We start from the raw sequence: 16671 nt of genomic DNA, 5'->3' as shown, positions 1-16671 counted from the left end.
CCCCCCCCCCCACCGAGGCGCTGCTGGTGTACGAGCGCGCGAGAGAAACCCTGGCCGACGAGCTGGGCGTCGACCCCGCACCGGAGCTGTCCGCCTTGCACGTCGCGCTGCTGCGGGGCGAGCTGGGACGGCGGGAGGACAACCGGAAGACCAACTTACGTGCCGAGCTGACCAGCTTCGTCGGCAAGGACGCCGATGTCGCCGCGGTCGGCGAACTCATCGCCGAACACCGGCTCACCACCCTGATCGGGCCGGGCGGCTCTGGAAAGACCCGACTGGCCACGGAAACCGCGCGCACGCTGCTCGGCGACCTGTCGGACGGTGCCTGGCTGGTCGAACTCGCGGCCATCGGCGCCGACGGTGACACCGGAGGCGGGCGCACGGGGGATGGGCCCGAAGGGCAGGGAAGCGGGAACAATATCGCGCAAGCGACGCTCGCCGCGCTCAAACTGCGGGATGCGCTGCTCGGCGAGGCGCCGGACGCGGAGCCGACGGATCGGGTGATCGCCGCGGTCCGCGAGCGGGCGATGGTGCTCGTTCTGGACAACTGTGAGCACGTGATCGAGTCCGCGGCAGCGTTCGCCCATCGAGCACTCGGAGAGTGCAGGCAGCTGCGGATCCTCGCGACGAGCAGGGAACCCCTCGGCATCACCGGTGAGGCACTGTGGCCGGTCGCACCGTTGGCCTTACCCGCGGAACACGCCGACCCCGGCGAGATCGCGTCGGCTCCGGCCATCCTGCTGCTGCTGGACCGAGCCCGCGCGGTGCGCAAGGACCTCACGACCGACGCCCACACCTTGTCGACGTTGGCGCGCGTCTGCCGGGCACTGGACGGGATGCCGTTGGCGATCGAACTCGCCGCGGCCAGGTTGCGCACCATGTCCCTCGATCAGCTCGCCCACCGGCTCGACGATCGGTTCCGCCTGCTCACCGGCGGCAGCCGGGCCGCGCTGCCGCGGCACCGGACGCTGCGCGCGGTGGTCGACTGGAGCTGGGAGCTGCTCACCGACGCGGAACGGGTTGTCCTGCGCAGGCTTTCGGTGTTCTCGGGCGGGGCGAGCCTGGAAGCAGCCGAGCGGGTCTGCGGGAGCGAGGCGGTCGAGGCGGGTGAGGTACTCGAGTTGCTGACCGCGCTGACCGAGAAATCGCTGGTGCTCACCGAGGGCGACTTGGCGCCACGCTACCGGATGCTCGGCACGATCAGGGAGTACGCCGAACAGCGTCTCACGGAGGCGGGGGAATCGGATTCGGCGCGTCGTGCGCATCTCGCGTATTTCACCGAACTCGCCGAAATCTCGGATCCGCATCTGCGCCGCGCCGAGCAATTGGAATGGCTCGCAACGCTGGAGGCCGAGCACGACAATATCGCTGCCGCGATGCGTGGTGCGCTCGCGGCCGGCGAGGCCGACGGGGTGATGCGGCTCGCCGCGGCCGCAGGCTGGTACTGGTGGCTCGGCGGGCACAAGGCCGAGGGCAACGAGTTGATCCTGGCGGCCACGGCCATGCCCGGCGAGGTGGCCGACGAGATCCGGGCAGTGGTGTACGCGTTCGTCGTTCAGTTCGTGATCTCCGGGCCGCAGAGTGACCAGTACAACGCGGAGGAGTGGATCCGCAAAGCTTACGAATCCAGCAGGCGTGTTCAGAGCCGTCACCCGGTGCTGAGGTTTGCCGCCCCACTGGAACGCATGTTGCAAGGGCCGGACGCGTTCCTGCCCGCGTGGGAATCACTGCTGGCCGACGAGGACCCCTGGGTGCGCGCCCTGGGCAGGCTGCAGCTCGGCAAATTGCGGATCCAGCTCGGCTATGGCGGCCGGGATGCGGACACCTATCTCGCGGCGGCGCTCACCGAGTTTCGCGCGCTCGGCGAACGGTGGGGGATTTCGTTCGCCCAGACCGAGCTGGCGAATCGCATCGCCATGCGCGGCGAGTTCGCCAGTGCGTGTGAGCATTACGAACAGGCGATCGCGGTCGTCACCGAGATCGGCGCCATCGAGGATGTCGTGCCGTTGCGGTCGCGGCAGGCCCAGTTGTACTGGCTGTCGGGCGACGAGGAGTCGAGCGCGGCGGCCATGGCCGAGGCGCAGCGGTCCGCGGAACGAGTCGCCTGGCCGAATGTGCTTGCCGAGCTGGCGCTGTCGAAGGCGGAACTCGCGCGCTGGATCGGCGATGCCGAGCAGGCATACCGGCAACTCGACATCGCGACAACGCTGCTCGGCGATGACGCCGAGCGGGCAATCGGCCGCGCGATGAAACAGGATCTGCTCGGCTATCTCGCCGAGGATCTCGACGAGGCGCGCGCACACCGCGTCGCGGCCTTGCAAGCGGCGTCCGAGGCGGGGCACGCACCCCTGATCGCCCGGGCGCTCGTCGGGATCGCGGATCTGGCGCTGCGTGACGAAAACTACGAGCAAGCCGCGCGGCTGCTCGCGGCGAGCGCAGGCGTGCGTGGTCTGGCGGATCACTCCCAACCGGATGTGGTCAGGATCGAGCAGGCCGCGCGAAGCCGCCTCGGCGACACGCGGTTCACCGAGGCGGCACAGGAGGGGGCGCGGGCGAGCTGGCACGAGTTGGCCGCGTTCACGCTCGCTTGCTGAATGTCGAACGCGCCCACAGGTACCCGACGACCGCGATCCCGACGCACCAGGCGATGGCGGTGATCGCATCGCCGGTGTTCGGTGCGCCGTCGAGCAACCCGCGCAGGGTTTCGATGATCGGCGTGAAGGGCTGGTACTCGGCGAACTGCCGCAAGCCCGGTCCCATCTTCTCCGCAGGCACGATCGCGCTGCTGAAGAACGGCAGCATGACCAGCGGTACGGAGGCCATGCCCGCCGTTTCCGGAGACTTCGCCGCCAATCCCAAGGCGACCGTGAGCCAGCTGGCCGCGACACCGAGCAGCACGACGATGCCGACCACACCGAGCCAGTCGAGGACATTCGCCGACGGACTGAATCCCAGCAGGAACGCCACTCCGACGAGGGCCGTGATGGCGATCAGATTGGTCAGCACAGTGGCGATGACATGACCGCTCAACACCGCGCCGCGGGAGACGTCCATGACCTTGAACCGGTTGATGATGCCGTTCGTCATATCGGAGTTCACCGCTGTCGCGGTGTTCCCCAGCCCGTAACAGACCGCCAACAGGATCAGGCCGGGCGTGGCGTAGTCGATGTAGTCGACGCCGACGTCGAAAGCGTCGCCGAACATGTACACGAACATCAGCATGATGATGATCGGCATCAGGACCGCGTTGAACACCGAGGTCGGGTTCCTGGCGATGTGTTTGAAGTTGCGGCGCAACATGACAATCGAAGGGGACTTGGCGGTCATTTCGCGACTACCTCCGTGGTGTGGCCCGTCAGGGCGAGGAAAACGTCATCGAGGTCGGGTGTGTGCACGGAGAACTCGTCGGCGGCGAGTCCGTACTCGTCGAGCCGGTCCAGCAGCACCCGAAGCGATTTCGTGCCGCCATCGCTGGGAATCCGCAGGGTCAGTGTCTCGTCGTCCTGCGTGGAGTCGGGGAACAGACGCGCGGCCGCGCCGAGCTGTGAGCCGTTGGCGAACCGGAGCCGGACGTGCGTCCCGGGGATCTGGCGCTTGAGATCGTGGGGAGTGCCCTGAGCGACCAGGCGGCCCTGGTCGAGTACCGCGATCCGGTCGGCGAGTTGATCGGCTTCCTCGAGGTACTGGGTGGTGAGGAAGATGGTCACGCCGTCGGCCACCAGGTCGCGGATGATCGACCACATCGTGCGGCGGCTGCGCGGGTCGAGTCCGGTGGTCGGCTCGTCGAGGAAGATGATCTTCGGGTTGCCGACGAGTGTCATCGCCAGGTCGAGCTTGCGGCGCATACCGCCGGAGTAGGTCGACGCGGGCTTGTGCGCCGCCTCCACCAGCTCGAAGCGTTCCAGCAGTTCTGTGACGGTCCGCTTGCCTGCCTGGTCGGGAATCCCGTTGAGGTCCACCATCAGCTGCAGGTTCTCCTGCCCCGTCAGCAGCTCGTCCACCGCCGCGAATTGACCGGTGACCCCGATCGCCGCGCGCACCGCCTTGGCCTCGGTCGCGACGTCGTGGCCGGCAACGCGTACCGTCCCGCCATCGGCCGTGATCAACGTGCTCAGCACGTTCACCGTCGTCGTCTTACCCGCCCCATTCGGGCCGAGAAGGGAAAAGATCGTTCCCGCAGGGACATCCAGATCGATGCCATCGAGCACCACCTTGTCCCCGTATGCCTTCCGCAGCCCGGAAACCGCGATCGCTGAATTACTCATGCGACCACCATCGGCACCCGGCCTGACACCGGCCTGTCACGCCCCTGACACGGAGTTCCGCATTGACGTTCACACCGCTCCGGGAGACGATACGATCCGTCGAGGATTTCCGTATCCGCTGAGCAGATCGGCAGCACGACAATGCTTCTCGCCACCGCGTACGACATTCTGGCGCAAGTCGGCAATCCCACTCCCGAGCCGCCGCCGGAGTCGGAGAAGTTCCTGCAACTCAGTCGGTACCTGGTCTGGCTCGCTGTTATCGGGCTGATCGCGCTCGTGGTGATCGGTATTCCGCTGATCGTCGTGCTGGTGACCCGCCGGTCCACGCGTCGTGTACCGGGCGGGCCGGGCGCAGCTCCGGGCTACGGCGGCCCGCACCAGCCGGGGCCGGGTGGTCCCGGCGGTGGTGGTCCGGCGGGAGGCGGGCACCACGGCTACGGTGGCGGTGGTCCGGGCGTGTGAGCTCCGGTTCGGCGGGGTCGGCGATCCACCGTGACGGAAAGTCGTTGTCGGTGCACAGATGTCAGCGATCTCCGCGCCGGAAACCGATCTGCGAAACTGCTTCCGATCAGCTCAGGACAACGGTGAACCAGAGTCGAACCTCGGTCGTCATCGGTGCCGCGAACTGTGAGCGACGAGGCGTCGGCGTCCACGGTGGCGGTGATGGTGGTGGTCTACAGGACTGTGCTGGGAGCGAGTGCTGGCAGTTCTCGAGTCGAAATCTCGTGCGCCTCTTCAGGATCGATGCCCAGTGCGCGCAGCAGCAGCTCTGCGGTCGACGCCCCTGCCTCTCTCCATGTTTGATGACCTTCCAGCACCATCCACATCGCACTCAATGTGGAGCCCAGAACCATGGAGATGACGCTCTCGATGCTGGCCGAGCCGAGTATGTAGCGCCCTGAGGCGACTCCGGCCTGGAAATCTTCCTGCGGCGGCCCGGCCAACCATGTTCGGAGTATTTCCTTGGTGAGCAGGCCGAACTCGACAGCGAAGCGACCCATCAACGGGTTGTCGTGGCCGGTTCGAATCCACAGCCGTACGCCCGTTGCCATCCGGGCGGCGGGGTCGTCCATGCCGGTGAACGTCGCGGCGACACGCTGGTGCATGTCTGTACTGATGTCGTGCACGACGCGATCGAACAGGCCCTCGATCGAACCGATGTTGCGGTACAGCGTGCCTCGGGCGACATTGGCTTGCTGTGCCAACTCGCTGATGGTGATCTGGGTGGTCCCCTTGTCCACGAACAGCTGAACAGCTGCGATGAAAATTCGCTCTTCCGTCGGTGTCATGTGCCCCGGTTCCGATCCAGTGCCCGCTCGTGTCCAATCAGCTGAGACTGTAGCAGGATCGAACGAGTGGACGCATAATTGAACACCATTGTTCAATTAGCAGCTGGAGGGCCCTGATCTGGGCGGGGAGGCGCACCGTTTAGCGCTGTCGTCATCTACGGTGCACTCCGGCGGCAGGTGCCGCCGACGAGCGGGCCGATGGATGTTGCGGGTGAGGGAGTAGTGGCTCGTGGCTATTTCGCTGGACCAGGCCGACTCGGTGATCTCGGCCGCTCGTCAGGCGGCAGCCGAGCTGGGGGAGGCCATCTCGCTTACGGTCGTGGAGGCCGGCGGCAAACTGGTGGCCTTCGCGTGCATGGACGGCGCGCCCCGGTATACGACCGAAATCGCAAAACGCAAGGCAGACACGGCCATTGCGCTCGGATTCGACACAGTGCACATGACCACCGCCACGCCACAGGGACAGCCGCTGGTCGGTGGACCGCAGCAGTCGGGTGCAGACTCACTGGTGCCCAACGGGGCGGTGGCGTGATCATCTGGGTCCGCGGCACGGTTATCGGCGCGCTGGGCGTATACGGCGCGGCCTCCTCGATCGCCGACCACAAGATCGGCACAGTTGCCGTCGCCCAATTGGATTGACGGCCGCCGAAATTCGCCAGCTGGCGGCCCCTTCGCTCCGGGCGCCGAGATGTTGTGGTGCCCGCCGAGCGGGAGGGGGAGAACAGCGTGGCGATCGCCTATAGCGAGTCGACGGCCCGACTGCTCGAGTATTGATGGCGGTGTGGCACCAATAATCGCTGGTGGTGGCGTGGCACGATGGGGTTGCCGGCGATCCGAGGGCGCAGTTCATGGCACACCGCATTCCACCGACCGACCGTGAAAGCAGGCAGCGTTCATGAACGGTACCGATTTCCCTGCCCCTGACCAGGGACTACTGGTGACGCACTTTTTGACCGTGTCCGACGTGGGTCGCTCCCGGGCCTTCTACGCCGACATCTTCAACGGCCGGGTGGTGCTCGAGGAGAACCCGTGCATCGTCAAAGTCGCCAACAGCTGGATCATCATGAACCCCGGCGGTGGACCGACCCCCGACAAACCCGATATCGTCCTGCGTCCCCCCGAGCCCACCGATGCCGTTTCGGCGTTCCTGAACGTACGTGTAGCCGACATCGCCGCCTTCTATGCCGACGCACGCCGCAAGGGTGCCGAGTTCCTCACCGAGCCCCTCGACCGCAAAGCCGAAATTCGCTGCTACCTGCGTGATCCGGACGGCTACCTCATCGAGATCGGCCAAGCCACCGGCATGCTCGAAGGTATCTTCGCCGACCGCTGAATCTCCGGTGCGCATCCTGTCATCGGCTCCGCCGCCCGTCCGCGGGTCGTGCGATGAGCGGAGTGTGGATGGCGAATCGCTCTCGTGGATGGCGACAGAGACGCGGGGCTTCGGCCGCCGATGCGTATCTCCTGATTGGACTTACCGCATGTCCACCGTAGGTTCAGGCAGCTCTACCGATGCTTGGCAGCGTGCTCTTCGATGTATGTTGGCGCTGCTCACACCTCTGGTAATGTATGCGCCGCTAACTAGACTCTGGCGGTCTGCGAAAGGCTTCGGTGTGGTCGGGACAAGGAGCACGCGGTGAACAAGTACACGGTGAAAGATGGCGGGGCCAAGCTGATGAACCTTGCCCATCGGTTCGTCCTCACGGTCAGCGGGAACAGATTGCTGGCGAACCCATTCGGTATGCCGGTGGTCGAGTTGCACACGACCGGGCGCAAGTCAGGGCTTCCGCGGTCGTGCTACCTGACCGCTCCGGTGCACGACTCCGATCGGGTAGTGCTCGTCGCGTCGAAGGGCGGTGACGATCGGAACCCTGATTGGTATCGAAATCTCCAGTCGCGCCCTGACGCTGAGCTGGTCATCTTCGGCCGTCGGCGCAAAGTGCACGCACGTACCGCGAGTCCGCGGGAGAAGGCGGAGCTCTGGCCGCAGATCATTGCGGCATACAAGGGCTATGCGGACTATCAGCAACGAACCACGCGCGACATCCCCGTGGTGATCTGTGAGCTGCGGGCCTGAGTAGTGGATGCCGCACACCTGGCGGGTTCGGGTGTCGGGTATGCGCGCAGGCCTCGGACATGATGCCCACCCTTGTGCAGGCGTCGGATCGGCGCACGGTGCACCGCCGGTGGCCGGATGCGGGGGGTGGGAGGTCCGGCGACACGGCGGTCACTGTGGACATTCGTCGGTGGCCGTGGTCGGGGTGGACAGCTGGGCAGCAGCGGAGTAAGGCTAGTGGGGCAGTGCCGATACTCGCCTTAGGGATCCGATGCACTCGGTGCGGAGGTCCGAGTCAACCACTTCAAAGCGAGCGACGATGGATGAGGGCCCCGGCGCGGCCGCACCCGGTGGTGGTCGCGTGACGGCAACGCAGACCGCGTTGACGGGTTTGGTTGCCCAGTTCGCCGAGCACTGGAAATCATCGAACGAACCGCCCAATCTGTCGGCCCACCTGCCGGGCGATCCCGCGCTGCGGCGGACCGCGCTGATCGAGCTGATCAAAGTGGATCTGCACGAACGCTGGCGGCGTAGCGGCGCCGCGCCGCGCCTTGCCGACTATCGCGCACAGTTCCCAGAACTGTGCGCTACCCCGCTGCCGCCCGATCTCGTCTACGAGGAGATCAGCGCCCGCAGTCGCCGCAACGACGTCGACTTGAGCGAGTACGAGGACGAGTACCCTACCCAGCTGGCCCGCATCACCGAGGGTTTCGATGTCGGCGGCCCACGTACCACGCTGCTGGCCGAGCCCAAGGCGCTCGACGCTCTCGACTCCATCAATCCGGGCGATACCGTCGATGACTTCGATCTGCTGCTGTCGCTGGGTCGCGGTGCCTTCGCGCGCGTATTCCTGGCTCGGCAGCGGTCGATGAGCCGACTGGTCGCGGTGAAGATCTCCCACGATCGCGGTACCGAACCACAGACGCTGGCCCAGCTCGACCACGACCACATCGTCCGGGTCTTCGATCAGCGTCAGATCGCCGAACAGCATCTGAAACTCATGTATATGCAGTACGTACCCGGCGGCACCTTGCTGGACGTGCTGGGACTGCTGCGACGCTGTCCACCGGCCCAACGCGATGGCAAGCTGCTGCTGGAGGCCATCGACGCCGCCATCACGACCGGCGGCGTGCTCGAGCCTCAGCTCTCGGCTGCGCGCGCGGGTCTGGAACGGCTCACCTGGCCGGAAGCGGTCGCGTGGCTGGGCAGCCGCCTCGCGACCGCTCTGGACTACGCCAACCGCCATGGTGTCCTGCACCGCGACATCAAACCCGCGAATGTGCTGCTCGCCGCCGATGGCCAGCCCAAACTGGCCGACTTCAACATCAGCTTCAGTCGGCACCTGCCCGGCGCGAACCCGGTCGCCTACTTCGGTGGGTCCCTGGCCTACATGTCCCCTGAACAGCTCGAAGCCTGCCACCCCAACCTGGCCACTACTGCCGCCGATCTGGACACCCGCAGCGATCTCTACTCGCTGGCAGTGCTTCTGTGGGAACTACTCACCGGACGGCGACCGTTCGACGATGGGCACAGGGCCGGCGAATCGGAGCAGTCGTTACAAGCGATGATCGATCGACGCCGCCGGCCCATCGACGCGGCCCTGGAGGCCCAGGTGCCCCCCGACTGCCCGGCCGTACTGCATCATGCACTGCTCACCTGCCTTGCACCCGACCCCGCCGACCGATACCCCAACGGCGCCGAACTGGCCAAGAGACTGGAATTGAGTCAGGACCGGACCGCTCGCGACCTGGTCGACCCGCCCGCACACACCCTGCGGGCGCGGCTGCACATGCGGCCGATACCAGTGGTGATTCCGGCAAGCATATTCGGCCAGATCGTGGCCGGGCTCTACCTGTCCTATCACGACGTCCGGCTGATCGAACTCGAACTGGGAGAAAACGCCGCCGGGCAGATGACCCACCTGGGATACGTGGTGATGGCAATCGCCTACCCGGTCGCCGTCGTCGGCCTGCTGTACTGGTGCCGCAAGGTCTTCCTGGTGCCTGACGGCCTGCGCAAGGGCAGGTACTTCGACGAGACCACCCTCGCGCAGGCGCGCGCCGACACCCTCGCCTGCGGCGACCGAATCGCGGCGGTCGCATTCATCGGATGGACCCTGGCCACGATCATCTTCGTGGTGAAGCTCCTGTCGCTCGGGCCGATGCCGATCGGATTGCTGGCGAATCTGATCGCCTCGATCCTCGTCGCGGCCGCGGTGGCGGTCGTGTACACGTACTTTCCCGCCACTTTCTTCGTCATGCGCTGGTACTACCCCGGTCTGGTCGTCGCTGGGCAAACCTCCCCCGACGACGCCATCCGCCTCCATCGGCTGACCCGACGCAGCCGCGTGTATCTGGGTGTGGCAGCGTCGGTTCCGCTGATCGGTGTGCCGGCAGGGCTGATGTTCCTGACTCCACATCAGCAGGCAGCGGTGACCACCCCGATCGTTGCCCTCTGTATCGGTGGGCTCATCGGCTTCGCCGTCGCCCTGCGCACCTTCTACGCCCTGCAGTCGGACCTGGCGGCCCTCGCTCGCATCGTGGAGCCCAATCCCCAGTCCTGACCGCTGGACAACGCTGCCCGCTTGGCCGATCGCGCCGGCTGGCCCGCCACGTCGTAGGCCCACCGCAGGGCGCCGCGCGCAGCGAGGGCGGGACCGGAGTCCACGCCGATTGATCATTCTGCCGGGGGTCTGAGCTGAGACCTCGAGCGGAATCACCGTGTGCAACGCCGCCTCGGATATGGTGCCCACCCTTGTGCAGGCGTCGGATCGCGCACGGGTGCACCGCCGGTGGCCGGATGTGAGGGCGGGAGGTCCGGCGACACGGCAGTGAATTCACGACACCGCGTAGTAGACGGTGGCGGGATGAACTAGCGTGTGGCGTTATGGATTTCGTCTACAACGTCGTGGTCGTGACGCACTTGCTCGGTATGGCCGCGGTGATCGGCGGGTATGCGGCTGGGCAGCCCAAGGTCAACGAGGTGATGGTGTGGGGTGCGCGGGCCCAGATCATCACCGGGATCATCCTGGTCGGGATGGCCGAGTCGATCGCTTCGCTGGACAAAGACCTGAACATGGTGAAGATCGGCGTCAAGCTGGTGATCTCCGTGCTGGTCGCCGCGTTCGCCGAGATGGGGCGCGCCGATGCCAAGCGGGGCAAGGACGTGCCCTGGATGACGCACGCGGCGGGTGGTTTGGGCATCGTGAACGTGTTCGTGGCGGTGCTCTGGAGCTGATCGAGGCGGGAAGCGCTCGGGGCCCGCTGATCGGCGGGCCCCGAGCAACCTCACGACTCGAACAGAGTCTGCCCGAGGTAGCCGCCGGGTTCCGGCACGCCGGGTGGAATCACGAACACCGACGATCCGATCGGCGTCGTCCAGACGTTCAGCGCATCGAAATCGGCCAGCCGCTGCTGCACCGGCAGGTACTGAGCGTCCACGTCGCGCTGGTACGCGGCGAACAGCAGACCCGAGTTGGAGGTCTGGCCCGGCGCGGGGCCGTCGTCGTAGTTGTAGCCGCGGCGCAGGAATCGCTCGCCGTCGTGGGTGTGGCGGGCGCGAGCGATGTGCGAGGAAGGCGGGATCACCGGAATGCCGTGCGCGTCGACGGCCGCGAAGTCCGGTTCGTCGAATTCCCGGCCGCCGGTGAGCGGGGCGCCGTTGCCGAGCTTGCGCCCGACGGTGAGTTCCCTTCCCTCCGGGTCGATTTCGTCCCAGGTGTCCAGCGCCATGGCGATGCGCCGCAGCACCAGCGAGGTGCCGCCCGCGAGCCAGGGCTGGGCGGTGCCGTCGTCCCAGACCAGCCGGTCGAAGTCGGGCGCGGCGATATTGACCGTGCCATCGACCTGGCCCATCAGATTGCGCGGGGTCTGACCGGGCGCCGCGTCGCGGAACCCGCGCTGCACCCAGCGCACCGTGAGCAGCGAGGTCACGCTCCGGCACAGCACCCGAACGGCGTGCGCGACCGCGGTGGCCTCTTCGGCGCAGATCTGTAGCAGCAAATCGCCGTCGCTCCAGACCGGTTCGAGCCGGTCGATGGTGAACGGCGGCAGCGGCCGCAGCCAGGCGGGCCTGCGGTGCTCCAGACCCGCGGCCGTGAACACCGCGGGACCCAAGCCGACCGTCACCGTGAGCCGCGCCGGGCGCGCCGCCAGCTCGGGTTCGGTGTCGGCGAGCGCCGCGGTGCCCTGAGTGAGGCGGGCGGCGTCGCCGGTCCAGATCCTCATGATGCCCGCGATGTCGTCGCGATCCAGCCCCGGTCGCAGATCGAATCCGACGAATGCCGCGTGTGACTGCGGTGCGGTCGCGATGCCCGCTTGGTGCGGCCCATAGAACGGTGCGGTCGCAGGCGCGGCCCCGTGCGCGCCGGTGTCGCGCCCGGTGAGTGCGATCGCACCGGCCCCGAGGCCGACGGCGCCCGCCGCAGCGGCGCCCCCACCGAGGAGGCGCCTGCGGGTGAAGCCCCGGGGTCTGATCGGCTCAGGCACCGGGCGTGTGGGTCGGTGCGGGCGCGCCCGCGTGATGGTCGCCGTCGGGCACGTAGTTCTCCTGATTGCCGGGGAAGTCACGCACTTGCGCGGTGAAGGTCATGGTCGAACCGTCGTCGAAGGAGAGCGTGACCGGAGTTTCGGAACCGGTGCGCAGCGGGCCGTTCAACCCCATGAACATGATGTGATCGGCGCCGGGCGCCAGCGCCAGCGACTCGTGCGGGGGAATGACGAAACCGCCCTTCTTCGGACGCATCGTCTTGGTGCCGCTCGCGTCGGCGACCACCTCGTGCAACTCCACCCTGGCGGAGGCGGGACTGGTCGCGGACACCACGGTCAGCGTCTTGTCGCCGGTATTGGTCAGTTCGCCGAACGCGGCCGACATCTCGCTGTCCGCGGCCTTGATCCACTGGTCCTGGATGGTGACGGCGTCGGCGGCCCGGGCCGGGGCGGGCGTGCTGTCGGTGGAGGAACAGGCGACCAGCAGGAGGGGAGCGGCGGCGAGTGCCGCGGTGCCGCGCAGTAGGCGGGAGGGGCGGCGGGTTCGGTTGGTGGAGAACATGGAGAAGCTCCGTTCGGAATCGGGAAGTGAGAGGGGACCGCCATCGGTCTGGGCCGGCGTCGCGTTCGTGCGCGGCAGACACCGGTCGTCGTGCGCTTTGTCTTGTCACACAGCTGATTTGCCGACCGGTCGCGAACGGCCGAGCTCATCGGCAACGAGCGACAACAGGGCATCGTGGTGTCGCTGAGCGGCCGGAACTCGGAATCGAGCTTTCGGACGGCTCGATTCGCGAACCGCATAAACCAGCTCGACTGGAGTTACCGTGCGTCCGCGCGTCCGTCGCCGACAGCTGCCTCGGATCGACGGTGCGAGCGCGAGTACACACGGGATCGGCCTTCACCACGTCCAGCAGACATGGCGGCAAATCCCTTGTCGGGCAGGGGCGTCGGCGAATATTCGACGCCTGGAACTCGATGGCGGTGTGAGGCCTACCGATAGACCGGTGGCCCCCGGGTTCCCATCCCGGAGCCGAGGAGCAGTTTTCGCGGCATCACGGCGTCGCGCGTGGCGACGAGAACAACCGCGCGAAGCGCGGGCACAGGCATCGCGCCGAGAACCCGCACGGCACGCCGCACGCTCGACGACGCTCTGCCCGCTGCCGCTTCGGCGCCGCGAATCAGCAACGCCCCCACGGGAATCGCCGCGAGGTGGGCGAGGAGCATCAGCGCGGTCGCGTGCGCTCCGTGGTGATGACCGGGGGACATCGTGAGCGCGGTGTGGCCGACGGCCTGTCCGACTGCCAGCAGTCCCATGAGTTCGAGCAGCCCGGCCCGCGTCCGGAGGGAGCCGACGAGCACGCCCACCGCCGCGCAGGCCCCGATCAGCAGGGCGACCGACGACTGCTCGGGCGAGATCACACCACCGCCGAGCGCGTGCGCGGCGATGCTGACCGCCCCCGAGGCGGATCCGACGAAGGCGCCGCGCAGCCGCGTCGCTCCCACCGCCGGTTTACGCACCGGCCCATACTACCGCCGGTCGTAGTCGTCGACCAGACACACTCCCTCGCGGTGGACGACACGCCGTCCCGCGCAGCAGTCGTCGCGACTCCGGCACTGGGCCGAACGGCCCAGCCGGTCGTCCGCTACGCCGGTCTCAGGCGAGCATCGGCAGCAGATCCGGCCGTTTCGGTTGGATGCCGGTGCCGGACGATCGGCCGCGCACCCGGCGGACGACCCACGGGAGCATGTGCTGTGTGGTCCAGGCCAATTCGGTCGCCACGGTCTCGGCCACCGTGCGTCGCACCGGCGGCAACGGGTCGCGCCAGGTCGCGTCGGCGCCGGGAAGCGTCAGGATGTCGGCGACCGCGCGGGCGACGAGGTCGTGGCCGAGCGGGCTCAGGTGCAGGCGGTCGGCGGACCATACCAGCGGATGCGTGGTGGCGGCGACGGGCTCGAAATCGATCAGGGTGAGCCTGTATCGGCTTGCGAGGCGGCGCATCTCGGCGTTGAGCTCGCGCACGCGCGGGGACAGCGGTCGCACGAAGGGCGCGACGCCGCCGATGTCGGGGTAGGTGAAGGTGATCACGCGGGCGCCGGTGGCGGTGAGTTCGCCGAACATGGCGTGCAGATCGGCGAGCAGGGCGGCGCGATCGAAGCGCGGCCGGATGAGGTCGTTCATGCCCGCCATCACGGTGACGAGATCCGGTCGAAGCGCCACGGCGGGGCCGAGTTGTTCGTCGCGGATCTGGGCGGCGCGGCGGCCGCGGATGGCGAGGTTGGCGTAGCGCAGGGTGGGCGTGCCTGCACCGAGCAGTGCGGCGAAGCGGTCGGCCCAGCCGCGGTGTCCGCCCGCGCCGTCGGGGTCTCCGATGCCCTCGGTCTGGCTGTCGCCGAGCGCGACGAAGCGGTGGTAGGAGGGGGCGGATCCGGTGTCCACGTTCGGCTCCTGCAGGTAGGCGGCGACGCGCGCGCACCGGTCACCTCCGGTGCAGCAACATCCTACGAGCGCGGGAGGGTTCGGGCCATTCCAGCGCGGGGCTCCGGAGTGTGTGCGAAGAGGCCACGTCCGTGCACCGCGGGCTCGGCGGTGGACCAGGGCGCCAGGGCGGTGATGAACATGAGTTCGCACCAGGACAGCGCCGGGTTCGCGCCCCGGGCGAGCGTGTCGAGCAGCGACAGTTCCACGTCGTGTCCTTCCCAGGCGGTGCCGAGCCAGCCCGCGTCGAATCGCAGCAGGAATTCGTCCGCGTCCCGCGGCGGCGTCGGCGGAGCGTCGACCGCGAGGTGCACGGCGGCGGCGATCGCGTGTCTGTCGTCGGTGTGAAAGACGCAATGGTCCAACAGCAGGCGTTCGAGGGCCTCGCGCAAGGGCAGGGTGTCGTCGAGATCTTCCGGCCCGGCCGGGCGCACCACGTATTCGACGAGCTCGGCCACGGTGGTCGGATCCCATTCCAGCCGGCCGTAAGTGGCGCACCAGGCGTGGGCGGGGTTGTCGGGTTCGACGACGAGGTCGAGATCGAGCTCCCCGCTCGCGGCGGCTTCGGTGAGCCTGCGTGCGTCCACCTGGCGGGAGGAGACGAGCAGGCGAAGCCTCGCGTGCGCGACTCCGGCCGCGGTTCTGGCTTGCGCCGCGAGCCGGATGCCGTGCAGGGCCGCGATCGTCGCGGGCACCACGCGTTCGCCGCCGCCGGCGTCGCGTCCGAGCGGGCCGTACCAGAGCGGTCGTCCGTAGCGATCGGTCACCGCGAAGGTGCCCGCCACGATGTCTCCGGCGACCGCAAGGGTGATTTCTCGGGCCGGTGCGTCATTCTTGGTCGTCATACCTGTTCCCCGTTCGATGGCGTCCGACAAACTGATCCAAATCGAGAACAGCGGAAGAGTCCATACACTCGCCGGTATCGGAATTGCACTGTCGGGTACCTGCTCCGGTTGGTATCGGAATGGCGGGGGTTCGAAGAATGCCTTTCTCAGGGGAATCGTCGCCGGACGACGGTAGTCATCGATAGTCGAGTAGGGCCGAAACATGGTGCGGCACACGGTCTTAGAAGGGCTCGCGCCGAGAATGTGAGTTGCGCAACACCAGCCTCCTCGTCTTGCGAATACCGGACGTTTTGCTTTTAATTATGCGTGCCCAGCAGGCTTGGGGGATTCAGCTCGACGACGGCGTGGAAACATCGCCGGAGGCGGTCGGCGAGTGGGAGCCGAACCTCGCTGTGGTTCGTATGTCGGGGTTCGTCGAACCATTGTCCTAGGAGCATCGCCTTGCCGATTCAACCTGCCGGGGGAGCCGAAATCAGACAACTACCCTTCCCGACTTTCGGCAGCGTGCTGCGTCGTTTACGCGACGAGCGCCGGATCTCCCGGGAAAAGCTCGCCTTCGAAACCGGGGTCAGCACCAGCTATATCAGTCACCTGGAGAACGGCGTGCGCGCGAATCCCACCCGTTCGGTGGTGGAAGCGCTGGTACGTTACCTGCGGAACATCCGCGCGATCAGCGGAGCGGAACTCCGCTACCTGTTCGATCTCGCCGGGCTCAGCACCATCGACTACCCGGGCGTCGACGCGTTACGAGCCGAGATCTCCTCGGATATGCGGCACCGTCTCACGTTGCACGAACCGACGCTGGCCGCCTATCTCGACACCCGCTGGAATGTGCTGGCGTGCAACGACTCTTTCGCCGCCGCCTTTCCCGGAATCGACGCCGAAGTCAGTCTGCTGCATTGGTTGTTCGGCAGCGATATCGCCCGCGGCGTGCTGGTCGAATGGGAGGCGGAAGCCCGGGTTTTCGTGCACTGGTTGCGCGGGCTGTCCGGACAGGAACCGGAGGCCACATGGCCGGGCGATGTGCTCGCCGAGTTGGCGGAGTATCCGGATTTTCGCCGGCTGTGGCACGAGGGGAATGTCGCCTACGGGCGCGATCGACCGGAAATGCTGATCGCCGACCCCGCCACCGGCCGGGCCGATCGCGTCGCCGTCCAAGTCTTTCGCCTGGATTCGGGAAACTATCCCGGCCGTATCCAGTTCTTCGTCGGCACCCGCCTGCCGTAGCCGATCGGAATCGGTTGAGCGATGGA

At 67.3% G+C, this 16671-nt stretch carries 16 protein-coding genes; 8 read left to right on the top strand and 8 right to left on the bottom strand.

From position 1 onward, the window contains the following. Positions 1 to 2594: ATP-binding protein (locus AC3EO7_RS22465; RefSeq protein ID WP_435592317.1), on the top strand; the 2594-nt coding region annotated here is incomplete at its 5' end. Here the strand turns inward: AC3EO7_RS22465 and AC3EO7_RS22460 are convergent. After that, positions 2578 to 3327: an ABC transporter permease gene (locus tag AC3EO7_RS22460; RefSeq protein ID WP_435592316.1), complete on the bottom strand. Its 750-nt coding sequence runs from the start codon at positions 3325 to 3327 to the stop codon at positions 2578 to 2580. The genes AC3EO7_RS22465 and AC3EO7_RS22460 overlap by 17 nt on opposite strands. Continuing rightward, on the bottom strand, positions 3324 to 4265 hold the full coding sequence (locus tag AC3EO7_RS22455; protein WP_435592315.1) for an ATP-binding cassette domain-containing protein: 942 nt from the start codon (positions 4263 to 4265) through the stop codon (positions 3324 to 3326). Before AC3EO7_RS22455 ends, AC3EO7_RS22460 begins: the two co-directional genes overlap by 4 nt. 141 nt (positions 4266 to 4406) lie before the next feature. Between AC3EO7_RS22455 and AC3EO7_RS22450 the strand changes: the two genes are divergently transcribed. After that, complete coding sequence (locus tag AC3EO7_RS22450; protein WP_431965753.1) at positions 4407 to 4727, top strand: hypothetical protein; 321 nt, start codon at positions 4407 to 4409, stop codon at positions 4725 to 4727. A 212-nt stretch (positions 4728 to 4939) separates the two neighbouring features. Here AC3EO7_RS22450 and AC3EO7_RS22445 read toward each other — a convergent pair whose 3' ends face one another. After that, positions 4940 to 5554 (bottom strand): TetR/AcrR family transcriptional regulator, encoded by a 615-nt coding sequence (locus tag AC3EO7_RS22445; protein WP_431965751.1) that lies wholly within the window; start codon positions 5552 to 5554, stop codon positions 4940 to 4942. A 229-nt stretch (positions 5555 to 5783) separates the two neighbouring features. Between AC3EO7_RS22445 and AC3EO7_RS22440 the strand changes: the two genes are divergently transcribed. The 5 genes from AC3EO7_RS22440 to AC3EO7_RS22420 all read left to right on the top strand — a co-directional run bounded on the left by AC3EO7_RS22440 (position 5784) and on the right by AC3EO7_RS22420 (position 10847). Continuing rightward, positions 5784 to 6086, top strand: a complete 303-nt coding sequence (locus AC3EO7_RS22440; protein ID WP_435592314.1) for a GlcG/HbpS family heme-binding protein — start codon at positions 5784 to 5786, stop codon at positions 6084 to 6086. Positions 6087 to 6491: 405 nt separating this feature from the next. Next, the gene (locus tag AC3EO7_RS22435) at positions 6492 to 6887 is read left to right on the top strand and encodes a VOC family protein (RefSeq protein WP_435592313.1); all 396 of its coding nucleotides are present in this window, start codon (positions 6492 to 6494) and stop codon (positions 6885 to 6887) included. 342 nt (positions 6888 to 7229) lie between these two features. Continuing rightward, positions 7230 to 7631, top strand: coding sequence for a nitroreductase/quinone reductase family protein (locus AC3EO7_RS22430; RefSeq protein WP_431966165.1), 402 nt, complete (start codon positions 7230 to 7232; stop codon positions 7629 to 7631). A 259-nt stretch (positions 7632 to 7890) separates the two neighbouring features. Further along, positions 7891 to 10173 carry a serine/threonine-protein kinase gene (locus AC3EO7_RS22425; RefSeq protein WP_488186284.1) on the top strand — a complete coding sequence of 761 codons (2283 nt, stop codon included), beginning with the start codon at positions 7891 to 7893 and terminating at the stop codon, positions 10171 to 10173. A 323-nt stretch (positions 10174 to 10496) separates the two neighbouring features. Beyond that, entirely contained in the window at positions 10497 to 10847 is a 351-nt protein-coding gene (locus tag AC3EO7_RS22420; RefSeq protein WP_431965743.1) for a hypothetical protein, read from the top strand. A gap of 50 nt (positions 10848 to 10897) precedes the next feature. Here AC3EO7_RS22420 and AC3EO7_RS22415 read toward each other — a convergent pair whose 3' ends face one another. The 5 genes from AC3EO7_RS22415 to AC3EO7_RS22395 all read right to left on the bottom strand — a co-directional run bounded on the left by AC3EO7_RS22415 (position 10898) and on the right by AC3EO7_RS22395 (position 15418). After that, entirely contained in the window at positions 10898 to 12097 is a 1200-nt protein-coding gene (locus AC3EO7_RS22415) for a Dyp-type peroxidase (protein ID WP_435592312.1), read from the bottom strand. Beyond that, positions 12090 to 12659 carry a copper chaperone PCu(A)C gene (locus AC3EO7_RS22410; RefSeq protein WP_431965739.1) on the bottom strand — a complete coding sequence of 190 codons (570 nt, stop codon included), beginning with the start codon at positions 12657 to 12659 and terminating at the stop codon, positions 12090 to 12092. The genes AC3EO7_RS22415 and AC3EO7_RS22410 overlap by 8 nt, the downstream gene beginning before the upstream one ends. A gap of 428 nt (positions 12660 to 13087) precedes the next feature. Further along, positions 13088 to 13615, bottom strand: coding sequence for a hypothetical protein (locus AC3EO7_RS22405; RefSeq protein ID WP_435592311.1), 528 nt, complete (start codon positions 13613 to 13615; stop codon positions 13088 to 13090). A 136-nt stretch (positions 13616 to 13751) separates the two neighbouring features. Next, positions 13752 to 14534 carry an SGNH/GDSL hydrolase family protein gene (locus tag AC3EO7_RS22400; protein ID WP_431965735.1) on the bottom strand — a complete coding sequence of 261 codons (783 nt, stop codon included), beginning with the start codon at positions 14532 to 14534 and terminating at the stop codon, positions 13752 to 13754. Between the two features lie 62 nt (positions 14535 to 14596). Next, the gene (locus AC3EO7_RS22395; protein ID WP_431965733.1) at positions 14597 to 15418 is read right to left on the bottom strand and encodes a hypothetical protein; all 822 of its coding nucleotides are present in this window, start codon (positions 15416 to 15418) and stop codon (positions 14597 to 14599) included. 441 nt (positions 15419 to 15859) lie between these two features. Between AC3EO7_RS22395 and AC3EO7_RS22390 the strand changes: the two genes are divergently transcribed. After that, complete coding sequence (locus AC3EO7_RS22390) at positions 15860 to 16645, top strand: helix-turn-helix domain-containing protein (protein ID WP_431965731.1); 786 nt, start codon at positions 15860 to 15862, stop codon at positions 16643 to 16645. The last annotated feature ends 26 nt before the right edge of the window (positions 16646 to 16671 follow it).

It is taken from the genome of Nocardia sp. bgisy118 (assembly GCF_057708605.1).
The sequence above is the reverse complement of the archived record's forward strand: the minus strand, read 5'-3'. Positions and strand labels throughout refer to the sequence as shown.